17 protein-coding genes are annotated in these 21,741 nt (G+C 39.3%); 2 read left to right on the plus strand and 15 right to left on the minus strand.

Annotated elements, in window-relative coordinates:
• Positions 1 to 16: 16 nt before the first annotated feature.
• From DL897_RS16560 to DL897_RS16630, 15 genes are all read right to left on the minus strand, one after another.
• The gene (locus tag DL897_RS16560) at positions 17 to 979 is read right to left on the minus strand and encodes an ABC transporter permease (protein ID WP_113660236.1); all 963 of its coding nucleotides are present in this window, start codon (positions 977 to 979) and stop codon (positions 17 to 19) included.
• 103 nt (positions 980 to 1,082) lie between these two features.
• Entirely contained in the window at positions 1,083 to 2,753 is a 1,671-nt protein-coding gene (locus DL897_RS16565) for an ABC transporter substrate-binding protein (RefSeq protein ID WP_113660237.1), read from the minus strand.
• 123 nt (positions 2,754 to 2,876) lie between these two features.
• Positions 2,877 to 3,842, minus strand: coding sequence for an ABC transporter ATP-binding protein (locus DL897_RS16570; protein WP_113660238.1), 966 nt, complete (start codon positions 3,840 to 3,842; stop codon positions 2,877 to 2,879).
• On the minus strand, positions 3,839 to 4,828 hold the full coding sequence (locus tag DL897_RS16575) for an ABC transporter ATP-binding protein (protein WP_113660239.1): 990 nt from the start codon (positions 4,826 to 4,828) through the stop codon (positions 3,839 to 3,841). Before DL897_RS16575 ends, DL897_RS16570 begins: the two co-directional genes overlap by 4 nt.
• Before the next feature lie 404 nt (positions 4,829 to 5,232).
• Positions 5,233 to 6,660, minus strand: a complete 1,428-nt coding sequence (argH, locus tag DL897_RS16580; RefSeq protein ID WP_113660240.1) for an argininosuccinate lyase — start codon at positions 6,658 to 6,660, stop codon at positions 5,233 to 5,235.
• Positions 6,632 to 7,870 (minus strand): argininosuccinate synthase, encoded by a 1,239-nt coding sequence (locus DL897_RS16585; RefSeq protein ID WP_113660241.1) that lies wholly within the window; start codon positions 7,868 to 7,870, stop codon positions 6,632 to 6,634. The genes argH and DL897_RS16585 overlap by 29 nt, the downstream gene beginning before the upstream one ends.
• A 146-nt stretch (positions 7,871 to 8,016) precedes the next feature.
• Positions 8,017 to 8,964 (minus strand): ornithine carbamoyltransferase, encoded by a 948-nt coding sequence (gene argF, locus DL897_RS16590; protein ID WP_113660242.1) that lies wholly within the window; start codon positions 8,962 to 8,964, stop codon positions 8,017 to 8,019.
• Between the two features lie 17 nt (positions 8,965 to 8,981).
• A complete protein-coding gene (locus DL897_RS16595) occupies positions 8,982 to 10,157 on the minus strand; it encodes an acetylornithine transaminase (RefSeq protein ID WP_113660243.1) in 1,176 nt (391 codons plus the stop codon).
• Positions 10,135 to 10,920 (minus strand): acetylglutamate kinase, encoded by a 786-nt coding sequence (gene argB / locus DL897_RS16600; protein WP_168188853.1) that lies wholly within the window; start codon positions 10,918 to 10,920, stop codon positions 10,135 to 10,137. The genes DL897_RS16595 and argB overlap by 23 nt, the downstream gene beginning before the upstream one ends.
• Before the next feature lie 18 nt (positions 10,921 to 10,938).
• On the minus strand, positions 10,939 to 12,153 hold the full coding sequence (gene argJ / locus DL897_RS16605; protein ID WP_113660245.1) for a bifunctional glutamate N-acetyltransferase/amino-acid acetyltransferase ArgJ: 1,215 nt from the start codon (positions 12,151 to 12,153) through the stop codon (positions 10,939 to 10,941).
• Positions 12,154 to 12,167: 14 nt separating this feature from the next.
• The gene (gene argC, locus DL897_RS16610) at positions 12,168 to 13,193 is read right to left on the minus strand and encodes an N-acetyl-gamma-glutamyl-phosphate reductase (RefSeq protein WP_113660246.1); all 1,026 of its coding nucleotides are present in this window, start codon (positions 13,191 to 13,193) and stop codon (positions 12,168 to 12,170) included.
• A gap of 456 nt (positions 13,194 to 13,649) precedes the next feature.
• Positions 13,650 to 15,347 (minus strand): pyruvate oxidase, encoded by a 1,698-nt coding sequence (locus DL897_RS16615; RefSeq protein WP_113660247.1) that lies wholly within the window; start codon positions 15,345 to 15,347, stop codon positions 13,650 to 13,652.
• A gap of 172 nt (positions 15,348 to 15,519) precedes the next feature.
• Positions 15,520 to 16,983: a glycoside hydrolase family 10-like protein gene (locus DL897_RS16620; protein ID WP_113660248.1), complete on the minus strand. Its 1,464-nt coding sequence runs from the start codon at positions 16,981 to 16,983 to the stop codon at positions 15,520 to 15,522.
• 249 nt (positions 16,984 to 17,232) lie between these two features.
• Positions 17,233 to 18,105 carry an AraC family transcriptional regulator gene (locus DL897_RS16625; RefSeq protein ID WP_113660249.1) on the minus strand — a complete coding sequence of 291 codons (873 nt, stop codon included), beginning with the start codon at positions 18,103 to 18,105 and terminating at the stop codon, positions 17,233 to 17,235.
• Positions 18,106 to 18,405: 300 nt separating this feature from the next.
• Positions 18,406 to 19,311, minus strand: a complete 906-nt coding sequence (locus tag DL897_RS16630) for a cation diffusion facilitator family transporter (RefSeq protein WP_113660250.1) — start codon at positions 19,309 to 19,311, stop codon at positions 18,406 to 18,408.
• A 369-nt stretch (positions 19,312 to 19,680) separates the two neighbouring features.
• Here DL897_RS16630 and DL897_RS16635 point away from each other — a divergent pair, with 369 nt between their 5' ends.
• Both DL897_RS16635 and DL897_RS16640 read left to right on the plus strand, forming a co-directional pair.
• A complete protein-coding gene (locus tag DL897_RS16635) occupies positions 19,681 to 20,307 on the plus strand; it encodes a LysE family translocator (RefSeq protein ID WP_113660251.1) in 627 nt (208 codons plus the stop codon).
• A gap of 153 nt (positions 20,308 to 20,460) precedes the next feature.
• Complete coding sequence (locus DL897_RS16640; protein ID WP_420824149.1) at positions 20,461 to 21,729, plus strand: Glu/Leu/Phe/Val family dehydrogenase; 1,269 nt, start codon at positions 20,461 to 20,463, stop codon at positions 21,727 to 21,729.
• Positions 21,730 to 21,741: the final 12 nt, after the last annotated feature.

The following is a 21,741-nucleotide window of genomic DNA, read 5'->3' on the forward strand; positions in this document are numbered from 1 at the left end:
GTCTTCCCACCTCCTTTTAGTCATAACGAACTCGTGGATCTGCTTTGGCATAGAGGATATCCGCTATCAGGTTCCCAATTAAGATACTGATGGCAATCAACATATAGCAGGTCATCATCACTGGATAATCTCGGTTTACTGTGGATTCAAAAATAAGTCTACCAAGTCCTGGCCAAGTGAATACGGTTTCTGTCAATACGGCTCCTGCAAATAACCCACCTAAATCTAAGCCAAAAAAGGTAATTAGTGGCATTAGTGCATTGCGTAAGACATGTTTTCGCATAACTTTCTTACGTGGAAGTCCTTTTGCATAAGCTGTACGAACATAATCTTGTTGTTTTACATCGAGTACACTCGACCGGATATAACGGGTATAGCTCGCCACACTTAAAATGGCCAATGTTACAGCAGGTAGAAGGACATGATGTAATCGATCAAGCAAGTACTGAATCCCTGTATAACCCGCTCCCGCCGTCACCGTACCACTAGAAGGAAACCACTCTAAATTAATAGAGAATATATAGATTGCTAGTAGCGCTCCAAAAAACGTAGGCAGAGAAAGCCCAATAAAAGAGAATGTTGTTATCGTATTATCAGAGAGGGTATACGGGCGATTTGCAGAATAGATTCCGATGGGAATCGCTAGGAGATAAGTAATAATTAAGGTGGTCACAGCCAAAAAGACAGTATTCCCAATCCGGTCTACAATCAGATCGGATACAGGGAGCTTATTTTTAAACGAAATACCAAATTCTCCTTGGGCAAAGTTCTTTAACCAGATAAAATATTGCTCAACTGGACTTTTATTGAGTCCAAATTTTTCTCTCATCTCATCAATATACTTTTTGTCAATCTTTGGATTCAAATCCCCAGTAAAAGCATCTCCCGGAACAGATTGAACCAAGGTGAATAGAAGGACTGAAATCACAAATAACACAGGAATCATGCCAAGTAGCCGACGAATAATGAATTTAACCATCCAATCCCCTCCTTCCAAATCGAACCCAGTCGAAAAAAGAGGAGGCGAAGCTAGATAAACCAGCTTAATACGCCCCCATTTTCTAATCGAACTGGGCTAATTCTTATTTTGCGTCCGTAACCCACCAGTCAGCGAGTGTTCCTACTACCGCTCGGTAATCCCAATCCACGCCTTTTACTTTTTTATGCCAAGCTCCCATAATGGTACGACCATTTAAAAAGATTTGCGGAACATCTTCATTGATCACTTCGGTCCATTTGGCTAAAATTTCCTTGCGTTTATTTTTATCCATTTCCACAGCTTGCTCCGCAATCAACTTATCACTTTCGGGATTTTTATAATGAAGCTTGTTAAATTCAGCATTCGATCGCCAGACTTCCGTTGGATCAGGATCAGGATCTAAGCCCCAAGCCATTAAGAAGGTTTCTAACTTTCCTTGGTCTAATAATTCCAAGAACGTTTTCCATTCCCGTGGTTGTGGGATATCTGCTTTAATGCCTGCTTTTTTCCAGTTTTCTTTAATAATGGGTACAGTTTTGGCACTATTGGCTGAGTCACTGGGATAATGGAGTTGAATCGAAAATGGTTTTCCTTGTGGATCTTCGACAAACCCATCTCCATTGGTATCTTTATAACCCGCTTCCGTCAGTAGCTGTTTCGCTTTATTGGGATCATAAGGATAAGCATTTTCCAACTTAGGATTATATGCCCAACTGAGCTTGGTAATATGTTGATTAATTAGATAACCATGTCCTTTAGAGACGGCTTTAATAATTCCTTGGCGATCCGTTGCATAGACAAGTGCTTGCCGTACTCGTTTATCTTTAAACTTCGGACTGTTGTGATCCAATCCTAGGTAGTTATAAGCTAGGTCTTGTTCTTCTCCGGTCACTAATTTCTTATCTTTCTTCAACTTATCAAAGTCACGTCCAGGTATTTTGGGATAGATATCGACTTCCCCTTTTTTCAAAGCTCCAACTGCTACATCTTGGGATATAACTTTAAATACAACTTGATCAAGATGCGGCTTTCCTTTTCGATAGTAATCCTTGTTTTTCTCTAGAATTACATATTCATTGGGCTTCGCTTCTTTTACCTTAAAAGGACCGTTTCCTACGACTTTGCTTCGGGTCGCTTCATGATTCGCCATATTTTTAGGATCGATTTTTTCAAAAATATGTTTTGGCATAGGAACGCGGAATACTTTAGCGAGTGGATCTGCTAATCTTTTCTCAAATTCTAATTTGACTGTATGATCATCCACTTTGGAAATACCTGAAATTTTATCCGCTTTTTTATCATGTTTTTGCTTTGCTCCTTTGATGATATCTACAGAACTAAAACGAACACCTGTATATTCAGGGCTAGCAATTTGCTCGTAGGTAAAGATGAGATCATCTGCTGTCACTGGCTTTCCATCATGCCATTTAGCATCTTTACGCAGATAGATGGTCATCGCTTTACCATCAGAAGCTATTTCCCATTTTTCTGCTAATCGTGGCACATAATTCATATTCTTATCTTCTGTCCATAATTCATCATACACGTTGTATACAACATCTTTGTCTGTTTCATCTTCCCAGTGAATCGGATTAAACTTTCCGACAAAGGCTGCTGTTTCTGCCACAGTTAATTTTCCACCATCAACTGGCTTACCATCGGAGGCTCCATCTCCATCTTTTTCAGCATCATCCTTTTTTCCACCACATGCTGCTAAAAATAACGAAAGAATCATAACAAGTGCAATACTTCCAATCAACCATTTTTTCTTCATTTTTCCTTGATACCTCCTCTTTTAATATTAATTCGATTACTTTCATCAAAAAAGAAAACGCTTTCACCTCCTTTGCTGTTATACAACTCTCTCTAAAAAAAACAACGATCATTTTTAAAATCATCAACCATATAAATGACAAGCAACGTAATGTTCACCACCGAGATGAATCAGCTCCGGTCTCTCCTGCATACAACGTTCAAATGCTTTAGGACAACGAGGATGAAAGGCACAACCAGTTGGTGGATTGGCCGGACTGGGCACGTCCCCTTTTAATACGATTCGCTCTCTTTTTGCTTTGGGATTAGGAATGGGGACCGCTGATAATAAGGCTTCCGTATAGGGATGAGCTGGTTCTTGATATAGCTCTTGTTTGGTTCCGATTTCTACCATTCTACCTAGATACATCACCCCTACGCGATCAGAGATGTGCCTCACTACACTTAGATCATGAGCGATGAAAATATAGGATAGGTTAAACTCTTCTTGTAAATCTTCCATCAAGTTAACCACCTGCGATTGAATCGACACATCTAAAGCGGAAACAGGTTCATCAGCAATAATTAACTTGGGTTGTAACGCAAGGGCTCGGGCAATTCCGATCCGTTGTCTCTGTCCTCCTGAAAATTCATGCGGATATCGATCATGATATGAACGGTTGAGTCCAACGATCTCCATCAGCTCAAATACTTTTTCACGTCGCTCTTTTGTAGAATACAGCCCATGCACTTGAAGGGGCTCTTCGATGAGTTCAGTTACCGTCATCCGGGGATTGAGCGAAGCATAAGGGTCTTGGAAAACCATCTGCATATCTCGACGTGCTTTACGTAGATGGGTACGGGATAACTTAACAATATCTTCCCCTTCGAAATAAATCTGACCCGAGGTTGGCTCAATCAGTCGTAAAATAGCCCGTCCTGTTGTCGATTTCCCACAGCCTGATTCACCTACAAGACCAAACGTTTCTCCAGGCTTTACATAAAAACTAACTTGATCCACTGCTTTGACCAACCCTACCGTTTTTCGAAGGACACCTTTTTTGATTGGAAAATGTTTACATAGTCCTTTCACTTCAAGTAAATAGCTCATTGTTCTACAATCTCCTCTAACTCCTTATATAAAAAGCAACGAACATGGTGCCCATTTCCAAGTGAGTAAATATTGGGTGCCTTCTCATGGCAGATTTCCATCGCTTTTTCACATCGGGGTGCAAAGCGACAGCCTATCGGAAATTCATCTGGAGCTGGGACATATCCCTGAATCGAATAAAGTCGCTTTTGCTCTTTTTCTAAACTGGGAATCGACTTCATAAGTCCTTCTGTATAGGGATGAGCAGGGTTCTCATATAAGGATTCGACCTCTGCTTCTTCGACGACTTGACCTGCATACATCACTACAACACGATCAGCCATATCTGCTACAATTCCTAAATCATGTGTGATAAGTAGGATTGATGTTTGAAATTGCTCTTTTAATTCTTTCATTAGTTCCAAAATTTGCGCTTGAATCGTCACATCGAGGGCAGTAGTAGGCTCATCAGCGATCAATAACTTGGGATTTGTCGCCATAGCCATCGCAATCATGACCCGTTGCCGCATTCCACCTGATAATTGATGGGGATATTCACTTAATATTTCTTCGGCACGGGCAAATCCAACTAATTTCAGCATCTCGATCACTCTAGCATTAGCTTCTTGTTTACTAAGTTTGTCATGGATGATTAATCCCTCGGTCAATTGCTCACCAATCGTTAACACAGGGTTTAATGATGTCATCGGCTCTTGAAAAATCATAGACACATCATTTCCGCGAATTCTCTCTAATTCTTTCTCGGATTTCTTGGTTAGATCTTCACCGTTAAAGATAATTTCCCCCGCAGATATTTTTCCATTTTCAGGAATCAAACCCATAATCGATAAAGATGTAATACTTTTCCCACACCCTGATTCACCAACTAAAGCTAAAGTTTCACTGCGGTGAATCGTGAGATCCACTCCATCTACTGCAGGGATTATCTTTTTATCACCGATAAACTGGGTTTTTAGCCCTTTGATTTCGAGTAGTTTATGTTCCATCTACACTCCTCCTTTGCTAGAACCATTTGTTTGATTTATCCATAAATCCTAGTAAATGCTACCTTTGTCCAACTTTTATAAATGGACCAAATAGGCCATGTATTTGAATCATCCGTATATCATACTGTTTAGAATTCAATGTATATTAGTATATTTGCTAGTAAAATTTTGTCATTGTCCTCTTCATAAAGTTGGTTGATTTCTGCAAGGTTACCCATGGTAAAAGTGCGATCATCTCAATAAGAGAATTCGACTCTCAAAACAAAAATCCTCTAATTAAAAATAAAATATTGCAATTATTACTCTATAAAATAATTAATTATAAATAGTTTTATACTTTTTTGTATAAAAAAGCAAACCGTATCACTGATAAGGTGATACGGAACCTTTATGTAACCTTTTTCTTATATTTCTATTGTTTCAATTTCTTGTACTGTTTTCTCAGTAAGCCAATTTGTGTAATCAAGTAACCTCGCTTTTTTTTCTGCCAATGTTTTTTCTACTTGAGCCTTTGCAGTTCCACCCCTACTTTTACGTGCTTCGACTACGAAGGTAGGATCCAGCTTGATAAAAATATCCGCTTCGATTTGTGGCGCAAAGGACTGAAGCTCTGCTAAATCACAATCCAATAAATACTTACCACGTTCGATACAATAGAGTACCATCTTCCCCACCATTTCATGTGCCCTACGAAACGGAATTCCTTTCTTTACCAAGTAATCTGCTAAATCCGTCGCATTCGCAAAACCTTGCTCGACATTTTGCTTCATCCGCTTTGGTTTTACTTTCATGGTTTTAAGAACTTCAGACATGAGTTGGACTGAACTGGTGCATGTTTTAACAGTATCAAAAACGCCTTCTTTATCTTCTTGCATATCTTTATTATAAGTAAGAGGTAGAGCTTTTAGGGTCATAAATAAAGCTAGCAAATGGCCACAAACTCTTCCTGCCTTTCCTCGGATTAACTCGGGGATATCAGGGTTTTTCTTTTGTGGCATCATACTACTTCCCGTACAGAAGGCATCATCTAGTTCAATATAAGCAAACTCTTCACTAGACCATAAGATCAATTCTTCTGATAAGCGGGAAAGATGGGTCATAATTAATGAACAGATAGATAAGAACTCTATTAAATAGTCTCGGTCACTTACTGCATCCATACTATTATCATAGATCCGTTCAAAGCCCAACTGCTCTGCAACAAAGTCGCGATCGATCGGAAAAGTAGTCCCGGCAATGGCACCTGCTCCAAGTGGACAAGTATTTACTCGCTTATAGCTATCGATTAACCGTTCGATATCCCGCTCAAACATCGAAGCATATGCCAGTAGATGATGCGCCAAACGCACAGGTTGAGCTCGTTGCAAATGAGTATAGCCTGGCAAAATCGTATCGATATGCTTTTCAGCTTGTAAAAAAAGTACTTCCTGTAACTGAATAAGTAGCTGAATAAGCGCAACCGTTTGTTTGCGAACATAAAGATGTAGATCTAGAGCGACTTGATCATTTCGACTTCGCCCAGTGTGTAATTTTCCACCAATAGCACCGATTTCATCAATAAGTAGCTTCTCAATATTCATATGAATATCTTCATTCTCAATACTAAATTTTACTTCTCCTTGACGAACACGTTGTAAAATTCGCTTTAATCCAGATATGATCTGTTTCACTTCTTCTTTCGAAAGAATATCGCACTTGCCAAGCATCTCAACATGAGCTAAGCTACCTTGGATATCTTCTTCGACAAGCTCTTGGTCAAAAGTGATCGAAGCGTTAAACTCTTCAACCAATTGATTGGTCGGTTTAGTAAAGCGTCCCCCCCACAACTTCATGCTTTAAATCCTCCTTTTTACCATGAACGGATGCATAAACAGATGTTGGCAAACCCCAGAGTTTAATAAACCCTATCGCCGCTTGATGATCAAACGTATCGGCTGGAGTATAAGTTGCTAGATCTTCATCATAGAGAGAATAGACGGATTGTCTACCTGTTACTGTTGCATGACCTTTAAATAAAGTGACACGTACTGAACCGGTCACCATTTTCTGAGTCTCATCAATAAATGCATCTAATGCTTTCTTAAGTGGTGAAAACCATAATCCCTCATAGACAAGCTTCGACCACTGTTGTTCCACGATCGGCTTAAAGTGCGCAATATCACGGGTTTGCGTGAGAGATTCCAATTCTTTATGTGCGGTAAGTAAGGTGATGGCTGCTGGACATTCATATACTTCTCTTGATTTAATACCAACGAGGCGATTTTCTACATGGTCAATCCGACCGATGCCATGTTCTCCCGCAATTTTATTCAGCTTGCTGATTAATTCATGAAGAGGATACTTTTCCCCATTGAGGTGGGTTGGAATCCCTGCTTCAAAGGTGATTTCCACTTCTGTAGAAGTATCTGGGGTTGAACTTAAAGGATTTGTCCATTCGTAAGCTCCTTCAGGTGGTGCTGTCCAAGGGTTTTCAAGTATTCCACATTCACAACTTCTCCCCCATAAATTTTGATCCACACTATATGGATTATCTAAATCGACTGGGATTGGAATACCATGCTGTTTCGCATATGCAATTTCTTCATCCCTTGACATAGCCCATTCACGTACAGGTGCAACCACTTTTAAATCTGGACTAAGTGCTGAGACAGATACATCAAAACGAACTTGATCATTTCCTTTTCCAGTACAGCCGTGTGCTACAGCTACAGCTCCTTCTTCTTTGGCTACTTTCACCAAAGCTTCGGCGATCAAAGGCCGCGATAGCGCAGAGACTAGTGGATATTTCCCTTCATACATTGCATTTGCTTTTAAAGCAGAAGTCAAAAAATCAGCTGCAAACTTTTCTTTTGCGTCAACAACGACGGATTTCACAGCGCCTACTTGTAACGCTTTTTGTTTGACAAAATTTAAATCTTTCCCTTCTCCAACATCGAGTGCTACCGCAATCACATCATATCCGTACTTTTCACTTAACCATTTAATAGCTACAGATGTATCTAAACCGCCTGAATATGCTAAAACCAATTTTTCTTTTGGCATAAACGACCCCTCCTAGTCTATTAATATTTATTCATATATATGAATAAATATACCATCCATCCCAAAAAAAATCTATCCTTTATTCTTTAACTTCAGACTCCTCTTGGAAGAAATGCTACTGTTTAATGATCCTTGACTTGGGAATTTTACTGAAGCAAAGCTAACAATAGTGCTTTTTGTGCATGTAAACGATTTTCTGCTTGTGAAAAAACCACTGATTGCGGTCCATCGATTATCCCTGCTGATACTTCCAAACCACGATAAGCTGGTAAGCAATGCATAAAAATTGCATTTGGTTTCGCATGTTTCATTAATGCTTCATTGACTTGATAATCTTTAAAGTCGAGCTTCCGTTTCTCTTTTTCCTCTTCCTGCCCCATGCTTGCCCATACATCTGTATAAACCGCATCCGCCTCTTGTACCGCTTCGATCGGATCATAATGAAAGGTAATTTTCGCCCCGGTTTGCTCCGCAATTTTTTCTGTTTCTTCCCAAACTTTGGGGAGCGGTTCATATCCAGAAGGGGTAGAAATCGCCAAATGCATCCCTACTGCTGCAGCGCCATGCATTAAGGAATGGAGAACATTATTTCCATCTCCTAAATAAGTAACCTTTTGTTTTGATAAATCGCCTTTTTCTTCTTTTAAGGTTAATAGATCCGCAAGCGTTTGACAGGGATGATAAAGATCTGTTAACCCATTAATAACAGGAATTGTCGCATATTTAGCTAATTCCTCAACCATTTGCTGATCAAAAGTTCGAATCATAATAGCATCCACATAACCCGACAATGTTCTAGCTGTATCGGCCAAAGACTCTCCCCGCCCGTATTGTAAATCTTTCTGAGAAAGCTCCAAAAAATGCCCACCGAGTTGTACCATCCCTACTGCAAATGAAACTCTCGTTCGGGTTGATGCTTTATCAAATAGAAGTGCTAATACTTTTCCTTGGAGAGTGTTATTTTTTTCACCTGTTTGATGCTTTTGCTTAAGAGCTGCTGCTAACTCAACCAACTCCTTAATTTCTTCAGAGGAAAAATCGGTTAAGGTTAAACAATCTTTTCCTTTCAATCTATGAAGTGCGAAATCAATCATTTCAATTTCCTCCCTATTTAAGTAAATACAGCTACTTGACTTGGATTAAGTACCTGTTGAATCATCTCGATAGCATCTTGAATCTGTTTGGTTGTGACGGTAAGTGGTGGTAACAAACGAATTACTTTTTCACCGGCTGCAACTGTGAGTAAGCCTTTTTGTGTTAATTGTTGAATAACAGATCCAACTGGCCGGTTTAACTCGATTCCAATCATTAAACCTAGACCTCGTACTTCGATCACTTCTTCAATTTCCACACACATTTCTTTTAAAGACTGAAACAATTGGTCTCCTTTTTCTCTTACTTCTTGTAAAAAAGAAGGTTGTGTCATTTCGTTTATGACCGCTTCAGCTACAGCCATCGCTAATGGATTTCCACCAAATGTACTCCCATGACTTCCTGGGCCAAAATAGGGTTTTAGTCTTTCTGTGGCTAACATTGCACCCACAGGAAATCCATTTCCTAATCCTTTGGCCAAGGTGACAATGTCTGGTTGAATGCCATATGTTTGATAAGCAAATAACTCTCCCGTTCTCCCCATTCCAGTTTGTATCTCATCGACCATGAGAAGGATATTTTTTTCTTGACACCAGTTTGCTAAATCCTGTACAAATTGACGATCACTTGGATGAACCCCACCTTCACCTTGCACCAGTTCAATACAAACGGCTACAATTTGACTACCCGTAATCCGTTTTATATGATCGATATCTTGAAATGGTACCGTGATAAATCCTTCTGGATAAGGAGCAAAGCCCTGTTTCACCTTATCTTGCCCAGTAGCTGTCAAGGTTGCTAAAGTACGTCCATGAAAAGAATGTTTAAATGTAATGATTTTGGGATGCTCGATCAGCCTTGCTTCGTTGCCCCATTTTCGCGCTAACTTAAATGCTGCTTCATTAGCTTCTGCCCCACTATTGCAAAAAAAGACTGCATCCAACCCGCTATATTGACACAGTTTTCTTGCAACCGTCTCTTGTCCGACAATATGGAATAGATTCGAAGTATGACATAGTGTTTCCGCTTGTTTTTGGATCGCCTTCGTTATCATTGAATGACAATGTCCTAAATTGATCACTCCGATACCTGATGTGAAGTCCAGATATCTCTTCCCATTCACATCATATAAATAAGTCCCTTCTCCTTTGACTGGTGTGACATCATATTTACTATAGGTGGGAAACAAGGACATGGCTTTCCATCTCTCCTTTAATCAATCGTGTTCCATGATTTTCATTGGTTAGGCAACCTAACTTTTGACCATTGACAATCACAACTTCATGTACACAACCTTTTAAAGACTGGACTCCTGACCGAACTTTGGGGATCATTCCACCCGAGATTTCTCCATTTTGGATATACTTCTCAACCTCTTCGGCAGTCATTTGTTTAATCGTCCGATGTTGGATTTGTACCCCATCTACATTACTTACCGAAATCAGCTTCTTGGCTTGAACAGCCTGTGCAATGGCTGAAGCAGCATCATCAGCATTAATATTATAATGTTGTCCTTGTTGATCCACGCCTATCGATGCAATGATAGGAATCCACCCTTGGGCAATCATTGTTTCTATCACACGGTCATTGACAGTAGAAATCTGTCCAACATATCCTAATTCTCCATCTAAAGGAGATACTTGAATTAGTCCTAAGTCAATTCCTGACATTCCTATTGCTTGTACCCCCACTTCCCTAAACTGGGAGACTAATTGTTTATTCACTGTTCCAGCTAGAACCATCTCTACAATTTGCAGTGTTTGTTCATCGGTCACTCTTCTCCCTTCTATAAATCGTGGTTTCATTCCCATCTGATCCATCCACTTACTGATCATGGGCCCGCCTCCATGAACAATAATAGACGTAACCCCTTGTTCTTTTAGCTTTAAACATTCCATAAAAAAAGTGGATGGTAAATTAGCTAACACGCTACCCCCAATTTTGATGACTGCTTTCAATGGAATCACCTACTTGATTTAGCTTCGATAACTTCCGTTGATTTTGACATAGTCATAACTTAAGTCACAGCCCCAAGCAGTCGCCTGAAATTCTCCCTGATGTAAATGCGTTCGGATGATTACCGTTTCATTGCGTAATAACTCAGCTGCTTTTTCCTCATCAAATTCGATTGGCACCCCTTGTTTGGCCACTAAAATCGAACCAATCCAAACATCGATTTTCTCTGCCGAAATTTCTGGAGCTCCATACCCAGCTGCACACAGAATCCGTCCCCAATTGGCATCTGCCCCAAAAATAGCTGTTTTAACTAAATTGGATGAAACAATCGCACGTGCAATCCTTTTAGCAGTTTCTTTGGAAGGAGCACCTGTCACTTGGACTTCAATCAGTCGTGTCGCTCCTTCACCGTCTTTAGCAATAAGCTTCGCCAACTCTTGACATACATAGCTAAAAGCTGCCTGAAAGTTTGCCCAATCAGGATGTGCTGGTGAAAGTGATTCGTGCTTCGCCAAACCACTTGCCATCACAACTACCATATCGTTCGTACTACAATCTCCGTCAACAGAAATCATATTAAAGGTATCTGGAATCACTGTAGTAAGAAGTGATTCTAATTCACTAGATTCAATCGCTGCATCTGTCGTAATAAAGCCCAGCATGGTTGCCATATTGGGATGAATCATTCCTGATCCTTTCGCTACACCTGCGATCTTCACGATCTGATTATCAATTCGAAGCTGAACTTCTACCTTTTTAGGAAAGGTATCGGTGGTTAAAATAGCCTCTGCAAAAGTATCATCCGGATCATGATCCGCCAGCTGAACCACCTGATGAAGCCCGTTTAACATACAATTCATAGGGATATATTCGCCAATCACTCCAGTGGAGGCAACAGCAACCAAATGGGGTGGAATATCCAGCAGATCAGCCATTTTTTGTCTGGTCATAAGTGCATCTTCTAATCCCTTTTCTCCTGTTCCTGCATTTGCCTGTCCACTATTCACCACCATTGCTTGTAGCTTTCCTGCTTCTTGAATACTTGACTTAGTCACTTTGACCGGAGCAGCTTGAAAAGCATTGAGTGTATAAACGGCAGCGGCATTCGCTGGAACATCACATATAATGGCACCTAGGTCTAATTTTCTCTTTTTTAAACCTGCATGAATCCCGATGGAACGAAACCCTTTGGGCGAGGTAATCTTGGGTTGTTTTACAATTTCAAATGGATTCATTTGACTCCCTCCCATTATGGAAATAAAGGTGAAAAGGTAAGCCCTGTCTCTTCAGGCCATCCCATCCGCAAATTTGCATTTTGGACTGCTTGACCTGCCGCCCCTTTCATCAGATTATCAATTGCGGATAATAAAATAACTTGTCCCGTTCGCTTATTCAAATGCCAAGCAATATCACAGTAGTTACTTCCTTGAACATGCTTCGTTTCGGGCCATCGACCTTCACACAAACGAATAAATGGTGCAGCCTCGTAAATCGTTTGATAGATTTCTTTTAACACTTGATTTGAACAATCCTTAACCAACTTGGCATAAATCGTCACTAAAATTCCTCGATTCATCGGGACTAAATGAGGGACAAAATTGATATAAATGGAATCTCCTGCGACCTGACTAGCAAAACGTTCAATTTCAGGTATATGTTGATGCCCATCTACTTTATATGGGCGTAAATTTTCATTCACTTCAGTGAATAACAACCCTTGCTGAAGCCCACGTCCAGCTCCTGTTACTCCTGACTTCGCATCGATGATAATCGACGAGATATCTAAGACTTTAGCTTGAAGTAAAGGTAGCAGAGCTAATAATATAGCAGTGGGATAACATCCCGGGTTGGAAATGATTTGTGCATCCTTCACTTGCCGACCAAACCATTCACTTAGTCCATAAACTGCTTTTTTTAACCATGTAATAGGGGCAGGCTCTTTGTCATACCACGCTTGGTACGTTTCGGGATAAAGTCGGAAATCTCCTGATAAATCGATAACAATTTTCCCACGTTCAGCAATGAGAGGCGTCCATTGACTACTAACACCTGGAGGTGTCGCCAAAAAGACCATATCATTATTTTCACATAGGAGGTCCAAGTCTAACTCCTGCAACTCACTAGATAAATGTGACAAATGGGGATATATTTTATCGACCGGTCCTGCTCGAGAAGTAGAAATAAGTGATCCCACTTCTAAAAACGGATGATTCTGAATAAGTCGAATTAATTCCGCTCCACCATATCCTGTAGATCCGATAATGGCCGCCTTCATAGCAAACACTCCTTTTACACATCAAGCGGAAATGTTATGTATTATTATACATATATATTCATATTTATGCAATCCGTTTTTAAAAAAAATAACGATTCCTTTTATCATCCAAGGAATTCCGCTATTCAGGGCTTTGCATAAATTTTTGTATTTATGCATATAGAGATAAGACATTATCACCTTTCTACTTGAATGGTTTTAATTAATCGCATAACAATAGAAACCATTACACTTGCTATATTCCTATAAAATATAGTGTTGGAAGAATGAATAAAATCGACTAGATAGCTTCCGATCCATTGACCTATGGTAATCTGGCAGTTGTAATAGAACCGGTAATTTCTTTCTGATAAGTGGTTACCATTATCTATATCCGATTCAGTAAATAAAAAAGCCATCTATCTTCTAGAGGCTGCTGATAAAATATGTGATCAGCAGCCTCTAGTCGTACTACTGTTAAAAAGGTAAATCCGGTTTTTTTCCTTCAAAAATCTCCTTTAACATATGTTTCGCATAGCCAGCCATTTGTCCAAACGTAATTTGTGCAGGCATAGGTGCTTCGTCGGCATCAACGACAACATCAATAATACAGGGTTTTTTTAGGCTGACAGCTTGCTCAAAAGCTGGCTGTAAATCTTCTGCTTTTTCTACACGAATTCCTATTCCTCCACAGGCCTGTGCATACTGGGCGAAGTTTGGGTTGGTGAGATCTGTTCCGTATTCGATGTTACCCATTACTTCTTGTTCAAACTTAATCATCGCGATTTTACTATTGTTCAATACAACGACAATAATCGGAAGACCGTATTTCACAGCGGTAACAAAATCAGCCATTGTCATGGCGAATCCCCCATCACCACAAATAGCGAATACTTGCCGTTTTGGATATGCTATTTTTCCTGCAATAGCACCTGGAAGTCCACAACCAAGGGTTGCTAGCCACCCTGAAATAATCATTTGTTGATTGGTCATATGAAAATGCCGTGCCACCCAAACCGTTACATTTCCAACATCAACTGACAACACCGCATCATCCGTTGTCACTTGTCTAAGTGCTTGGATAACACGTTGTGGCTTTAAAGGAAGTGATTCTTCACTTTCTTCATGACTTATTATTTTTAACCATACTTCTTTCTCATTCTGCATTTTCTCTAAGAAGGAGCGATCTGTCTTTTTAGTAATGTGTTCAGTTAGCCAATCTAGTGACTTCTTAGCATCTCCTACCACTCCAACATCGACCAAATGTCTTTTACCGACCTGCGTTGCATCCGTATCGATTTGAATGGTTTTGGCTCCATCTGGTAAGAAGCCCGTAAATGGAAAAGAAGTTCCTACCATAATCAAAGTATCCGCTTCTTTCATCGCATCAAAAGAAGGTCTTGTCCCAATGAGTCCGAGTCCGCCTAAACAAAAGGGATGATCATCCGGGATAACGCCTTTACCTGGTAAGCTTAGCACAATTGGGGCAGCAATTTGTTCAGCGAAGGAAAGTAAAGAGTCACGTGCATGTTTCGCACCTTTCCCCGCCAAAATCACTGGTTTCTTTGCTTGCTCCAATACAGCCTTTGCTTTTTCTAAATCTTGTTTCTGAGGGGTTATCTCTGGATACACAATCAATGAGTTTGTTTTTCGAGCTTCTGGAGCTACTTCAAACTTAGGAATATCATCAGGAATGGTTAAGACAGCAACGCCTTTTTTAGCATAAGCAGTTCGAATGGCTTGATTGACTACTGCAGGTAATTGTTCAGCAGACATAATTCGTTGATTATAAACCGAGACATCATCAAATAAACGCTCTAGGTTTACCTCCTGAAAATAGTCTAAGCCCAATAAATCCGATTCTACTTGTCCAGTGATAGCAAGAACTGGGGCATGATCAAGCTTTGCGTCATATAAACCGTTCAACAAATGAATAGCTCCAGGTCCAGCAATTGCCATACAAACGCCTAACTTTCCAGTTAGTTTGGCATAGGATGCTGCTGCTAATGCTCCAGCTTCTTCATGTCGTACTTGGATAAATCTAATTTTATCTTTTGCTTTTCGTAGTGGCTCTATCAGGGAATTGATTGAATCACCTGGCATTCCATAGATATGATCGACTCCCCATTCGATCAAGAGCTCAACCAGAACTTCGCCAGCTGTTTTTCGAAACATGTTATTTCTCCCTTTCTTTGATTTGGCATTTGTTCTTATTTTGCTCGAGACCTAGGAAATCGATGCTTTTTAAACAAAAAACGCAAGCAATTTCGAACCAATGGCTTGCGCTAGCTGAATAAAGATTAATGTTACGTTTTAAAAGCAGTGATTTATTAAATAAAGGAAGAGATTACAAGTTAATTTTCTTTGCATTACTCGCTGAACTTTCATGATGAAGACGATTTACTGCTGTGACCATATACGTATAAGAATGATTCATTGAAACTGATCGATCCACATAAGAATGAACCGAAGAGGTTGTATTACGTATTTTTGCTAAAATATGTTGGGGCTGATCAAGTTGATGTGGTGCATCATCCATAAAGCGGTATAGTACAAAATAAGCAGTCTGTATTGGGCTTTGATCTTGCCACTTCATTTCAACATGATCCCCCGTTTTAGTTACTGATTTTAAGAGTGGGGCTGATGGTGCCGATGATCCAAGCCAAGGCATAACAGGTACAAGGGACTCATATTTCAAATGACTCTTCTTCAACCGATCTGTTACTCCCAAAGGGTTCTCCACCACATTCCTTACACTAAATAAACTACTCCCTTTGATTTCAGGATGGGATAAATTGAGATTCCATTGGCGGGGAATTTCTTCTGGATCACTCCATTTACCACTTTGTCCAACACGGTAAATTCCATGACCGATATATAAGTGTGTCTGATTATTTTTAACTTCTCGCGACCACCAATCAGCAAGCTTTTGGTAATCAGCTGCTTTATTCCCAATATACCAATAAAGTTGTGGTATGATGTAATCAATCCATTTCTGACGAATCCATTTACGTGAATCAGCATACAAGTCATCATAACTTTCGAGCCCAGATGTATCTGATCCATCCGGGTCTGTGGAACGATTTCGCCAGATTCCAAATGGGCTAATACCAAACTGAACATGTGCTTTTTTTTGCTTAATTTCTTTAGCCAAGCGTTCGATTAGTTGATTCACATTATTTCGTCGCCAATCAGCCTTCGAGGGGAATTGGGATGAACCATATTTTTGATAGGTACTTTCATCAGGAAACTCTTCACCTTGAACCGGATAAGGATAAAAATAATCATCGAAATGGACAGCATCGATATCATATTGACTTACTACCTCGATGACACTAGACACAATATGATCCATCACTTCTGGAATGCCTGGATCATAATAGAGTTTATTCCCATACTCTCTAACCCAATGAGGATTCTTCCGGGCTGGATGATTTGGAGCAAGTGAACTACGATTAGTATTGTTATTGACTCGATAAGGGTTAAACCACGCATGAAACTCCATATTTCTCTGATGAGCCTCTTTAATCATCATCGCTAATGGATCATATCCCGGATTTTTCCCTTGTGTACCTGTGAGATATTTGGACCATGGATTGATGGAGGATGGATAAAAGGCATCTGCTGTAGGACGGATTTGTACAATTACAGCATTCATATGCAGTGCTTGCATCTTATCCAATAAATCGATCAGCTCTTTTTGCTGTTTTTCTCTACTTAACCCTGTTGTCGAAGGCCAATCAATATTTTCCACAGTAGCAATCCAAACGGCTCGAAACTGTCGCTTCCGCCAAGGACGATCTGCACTCATTCATAGCACCTCCAACATTTTATATATAGAATATTCTATATATAATGATAGAATACCTTCTAATAAAGCTTTTGGGTTCAGTTTAATAAATAAAGGGATCTCGTATCGCAATTAATTCTGTTTTTCTGTTTCCTCTTATTTTGATTTAATATATTAAAAAGCTAACTCTCTTAAGGTTATTTTACGGTGAAAAATAAAAAAGAGCTGTCGAAACAGCTCATCAAATATTGACAAATCAACAGAAATGTATTATTTTTTAGAAATCGGTATCCATATTTCGCTTTTAAAAGTGGGTGATGTTATATCTTTATCCTCATTCCAAAGGATTTCTGGACCTCCTATTTGCTCATAGTTTGAGGATGGAAACCATTCGGAATAAATGCGTCCCCATATATTTTGCAATGTATCAGGAAAGGATCCAATTACCTCGAATACAGCCCATGTTGAGGCAGAAACTTCAAGTTGTTCTAAGTTATCTGGACACTCCTTTGTTGTGACTACGCCAATATAATGGTCAAGCTCTCCTTTTTCCTGCATTCTGCCTTCCGAAAAGTTCGTGGAAGCGCTTAGCAATCCTATAGGCTCCACATTCGAAAGCTTTTTTAGTTGATCGATCTTTTCATGATCTAAACTTTCCCACATCGAAGCAATCACCGGATTAACTCCTTTAAAAATGATTGGAACTCTTTTCTTGATACCAACAATACGAAATGCCTCTTTTTCTTCCAATCGATAGTTCATTTCAGCTCCTCCTTTAATAGATAGCTGGAAGGTCATTCGTGGATATGCTTTAAGTGATTGTCCATTATTTCTAACTTCTGACGGTGTAAGACCATGTAAATTTTGAAAAGCTCTTGTAAAGGAATCAGGTGAGTTGTACCCATATTTCATTGCAACATCAATAACCTTTACATTGCTATCTCTAAGATCAAATGCTGCAAGTGTAAGCCGTCTACGGCGAATATATTCCGATAGCGTAATTCCTGCAAGAAAGGAAAACATCCTCTTAAAATGATATTCGGAACAGACAGCCAGCCTTGCTACTTCTTTATAGTCAATCTCGTTTGTAAGATTTTCTTCGATATAATTGATTGCTTCATTCCAATTTTTTAGCAAATCCATTGATATGACCTCCTTGATCTATAGAATAGCAGGTGATAAATGCATCCACCCGACATTTTGTGCACCATTATGCAGGATTTATGCTTATTCATAAGGTTAGTATGTAAAAAATGAAACATTACGAACTACAGCATGTTGCATCATTCGATCGAGAATCCAGATCATACCTGGAGATAATCATGATTCGTTTTTGTGTAGGATCGACTTTGGCGCTAAACCTTTAGCGGGAGTGAGCAGGGAAACGATGAGCGGCTGATTAAGAGGGCAACTTCTACGATTGCTATTTCTATAGATTGCATTTTAATGCTCTTTCTCCTCTACTTCATACCAAGGATTGATATGTACCAATACTTCCTGAATACCGCTATCATGAACCATCAATACTCTCTTGATCTCTCTAGATACATCATGCCCCTCTTGAACAGTCAAGTATCCGGGTATTCCTACTCGAACGTCTACTAAAATATAGTGACCATGCTCCCGAGCGCGAATCCGATCAATTCGCTTTACTTCATCGATAGCCAAAATCAATTTCTTATATTGATCTAATTTCTCCTCTGAAACATTTCTCTCCATTAATATATCAATCGATTCTTTACCCATATGAATCGCTACTTTTAAAATAAGCACAGAAACGACAATGCTAGCGATAGGATCACCATATTTAGTATATGGAATATGAAAATGATTACCTAGTATGGCCACACCTATCCCGATTACAGCTGCCAATGAAGCATACACATCCGACAAATGGTCATAAGCTGTTGCTATTAAACCTTTACTTTGATACTCTTTGCCAATACGTATGGTATAGATATATAAAAGCTGTTTCCATATTAGTGAAACCAAGGCGGCGATTAAGGCTATAAAATGGGCTTCTATAGCCGGCTCAAATAATGAGACCACCGAATGATAGATCATCAATAGAGCAACCAATAATAAGGTAATAGCTACCAATCCTGAAGCGATAATCTCTGCTTTTCCATGTCCATAAGGATGTTCATCATCTGCTGGCATATTGGAAACCCGCATCGATCCAATGGAAATACCTGAAGCAAAAACATCTGCTGCATTATGTGCACCATCTGCAATTAAAGATGGACTTTGGAATAAAAAGCCGATAATGATCTTAATTCCTGTTAAAAACACATTACTAACCAGACTAATCCAAGCGGCTATCATCGGTTCTCTCTGCTTGTTTCTCATACTTCTTACCTAGCTACTTTACATTTAAAATGGGTAGCAAGGCTCCTCCTTTATTACAAAAAATTTAATATGGCAAGAGTGATTTATTTATATTTATCTGTAGCAGTTCTTGTCACATAGAACTTCTTGATTTATGAAGATGGGGCTACCTTGACGCTCAGCCGAAAAATACTTCTTGTTACCTATTTATGAGTATCAATACTACTACTTATAAAAACAGCTCCTCCTTATTACTGTTGACTGAAACAGACTAAAATAAGCAGCTTCTCTAAAATACTTCAGAACTTATTTTTGGATTGTAAATAAACATGATTTAAATTAAAATCAACATATTAATCTGTTATACCTATGACAAAAGGAGGTGCATATATGGAATGGGGCAGTCTTCTTTCTTTTCTAGCAACATCGATGATCCTTACCCTTGCTCCTGGACCTGATAATTTATTTGTCATCGCACAAAGTATCTCAGAAGGGAAAAAACCTGCTTTAGCTACTTCTTTTGGACTTTGTTTTGGGATTACTTTCCATACCTTAATTGCAGCGGCCGGAATCGCTACGATGATTTATCAATCAACCATTCTATTTCAAATTCTCAAGTTTACAGGTGCTATTTACCTTCTCTACTTAGCTTGGCAAGCATTTCAAGAAGGTAAAAATTCTCTGACCATACCTCAAAAGATAACCACTCCTCAATCATTTTTCACTCATTTCAAAAAGGGTGTATTCATGAACATCCTAAATCCAAAGGTATCTTTATTTTTCTTGGCCTTCCTACCACAGTTCGTTTCAAAAGAAGGCTCTATCACTGGGCAAATGATTTTGCTCGGCATCATCTTTATGATACAAGCTCTTATTATTTTTAGCCTTATGGCTATACTAGCTGGTACATTCAGAGATAAGATTTTAAAAAATGGAAAAGCAGCAAAGTATATTCATTGGACTAAAGCTGTCTTATTTGCAACGATTGGGATACGACTAGCTCTTAGCGAACAGTAATTTATTATAACGTTATAAACTTTTGTCAAGAAAATGTCAGAAATTATTCCATTAAAATAGTTTATGACTTATAATTCAGAGATAAATATATGTATATGTTTTGTGTATATAAAATAGGCAATATCTTCATAATAAACTAGAAGGAAGTGGTTTTTGGTGACAGGTCAAGGTTTAAAAATTAGAGAAAACATAAATCCTTATGAAATTGTACAAAGGCAAATCGAATCAGCTGCAGAGAAGCTTGGTCTTGAAAGACATGTAGTAGAAATTCTAAAAAAGCCGATGCGTGTAATTTCAGTCTCTTTCCCCGTCAAAATGGATGATGGTTCGATTCAAGTTTTCGAAGGGTATCGCTCACAACATAATGATGCGGTTGGTCCAACAAAAGGTGGCATACGTTTCCATCCTGAAGTCAACATCGATGAGATCAAGGCATTGTCGATGTGGATGACTTTTAAATGTGGTGTTGTTGGTCTTCCTTATGGTGGTGGAAAAGGCGGGGTCATCTGTGATCCAAGAAAACTAAGTCAAGGTGAACTAGAACGTATTAGTAGAGCATTTATTGAAGCAATCTCTCAAGTGATCGGTCCAGAAAAAGATATACCCGCACCTGATGTTTATACAAACTCCCGAGTTATGGGTTGGATGATGGATCAATTTAGTCGGCTCAATCGTTCATTTTCTCCAGGTGTCATTACTGGTAAACCATTAATTATCGGTGGTTCGAAAGGCAGGAATGAAGCGACTGCACGTGGCTGTGTATATACAATTGTGGAAGCAATGAAAGATTTAAACAAGCCAATTGAAGGGGCTACCGTAGCTATTCAAGGTTTTGGAAATGCAGGTCGAATTGCGGCAGACCTCCTAACTGAGTTAGGATGCAAAATTGTAGCAGTGAGCGATTCTAAAGGAGCCATTTATGATCCTCATGGTCTCGATATAACGGTAGTTAAAAGATTAAAAGATGAATCTACCATCTTAGAATATGGATCTTCCTCTCAAATTGATCCCTCATCCTTATTAGAACTAAATGTGGATATTCTCGTTCCAGCAGCTTTAGAAAATGTGATTACCACTGCTAATGCAGATCGAATTCAAGCATGTATCATTGCTGAAGCAGCCAATGGTCCTACTACCCCTGAGGCTGACCAAATCTTAATCGAAAAAGGAGTTCTTGTCATTCCTGATATTCTTGCGAACGCTGGGGGTGTTACTGTTTCGTACTTTGAGTGGGTTCAAAACCTAATGAATTACTACTGGACCGAGGAAGAAGTAAATACAAAATTGTCTGAAATCATGATACAATCTTATCATGAGGTAAGTAAACTGGCTAAAGAGTATCAATCGGATTTACGTACCGCTGCTTATATGATCTCGCTATTACGGGTTAAAGACGCGATGAACGCACGTGGGTGGATTTAATATTAAAAAAGG

This window comes from Thermoflavimicrobium daqui, from assembly GCF_003313465.1.
GTDB lineage: Bacteria > Bacillota > Bacilli > Thermoactinomycetales > Thermoactinomycetaceae > Thermoflavimicrobium > Thermoflavimicrobium daqui.

Bases quoted from the DNA above. Each gene is read 5' to 3' on its own strand.
- DL897_RS16560 (WP_113660236.1), bottom strand. From the start codon at position 979: ATGGTTAAATTCATTATTCGTCGGCTACTTGGCATGATTCCTGTGTTA.
- DL897_RS16565 (WP_113660237.1), bottom strand. From the start codon at position 2,753: ATGAAGAAAAAATGGTTGATTGGAAGTATTGCACTTGTTATGATTCTT.
- DL897_RS16570 (WP_113660238.1), bottom strand. From the start codon at position 3,842: ATGAGCTATTTACTTGAAGTGAAAGGACTATGTAAACATTTTCCAATC.
- DL897_RS16575 (WP_113660239.1), bottom strand. From the start codon at position 4,828: ATGGAACATAAACTACTCGAAATCAAAGGGCTAAAAACCCAGTTTATC.
- argH (WP_113660240.1), bottom strand. From the start codon at position 6,660: ATGAAGTTGTGGGGGGGACGCTTTACTAAACCGACCAATCAATTGGTT.
- DL897_RS16585 (WP_113660241.1), bottom strand. From the start codon at position 7,870: ATGCCAAAAGAAAAATTGGTTTTAGCATATTCAGGCGGTTTAGATACA.
- argF (WP_113660242.1), bottom strand. From the start codon at position 8,964: ATGATTGATTTCGCACTTCATAGATTGAAAGGAAAAGATTGTTTAACC.
- DL897_RS16595 (WP_113660243.1), bottom strand. From the start codon at position 10,157: ATGTCCTTGTTTCCCACCTATAGTAAATATGATGTCACACCAGTCAAA.
- argJ (WP_113660245.1), bottom strand. From the start codon at position 12,153: ATGAATCCATTTGAAATTGTAAAACAACCCAAGATTACCTCGCCCAAA.
- argC (WP_113660246.1), bottom strand. From the start codon at position 13,193: ATGAAGGCGGCCATTATCGGATCTACAGGATATGGTGGAGCGGAATTA.
- DL897_RS16615 (WP_113660247.1), bottom strand. From the start codon at position 15,347: ATGTTTCGAAAAACAGCTGGCGAAGTTCTGGTTGAGCTCTTGATCGAA.
- DL897_RS16620 (WP_113660248.1), bottom strand. From the start codon at position 16,983: ATGAGTGCAGATCGTCCTTGGCGGAAGCGACAGTTTCGAGCCGTTTGG.
- DL897_RS16625 (WP_113660249.1), bottom strand. From the start codon at position 18,105: ATGGATTTGCTAAAAAATTGGAATGAAGCAATCAATTATATCGAAGAA.
- DL897_RS16630 (WP_113660250.1), bottom strand. From the start codon at position 19,311: ATGAGAAACAAGCAGAGAGAACCGATGATAGCCGCTTGGATTAGTCTG.
- DL897_RS16635 (WP_113660251.1), top strand. From the start codon at position 19,681: ATGGAATGGGGCAGTCTTCTTTCTTTTCTAGCAACATCGATGATCCTT.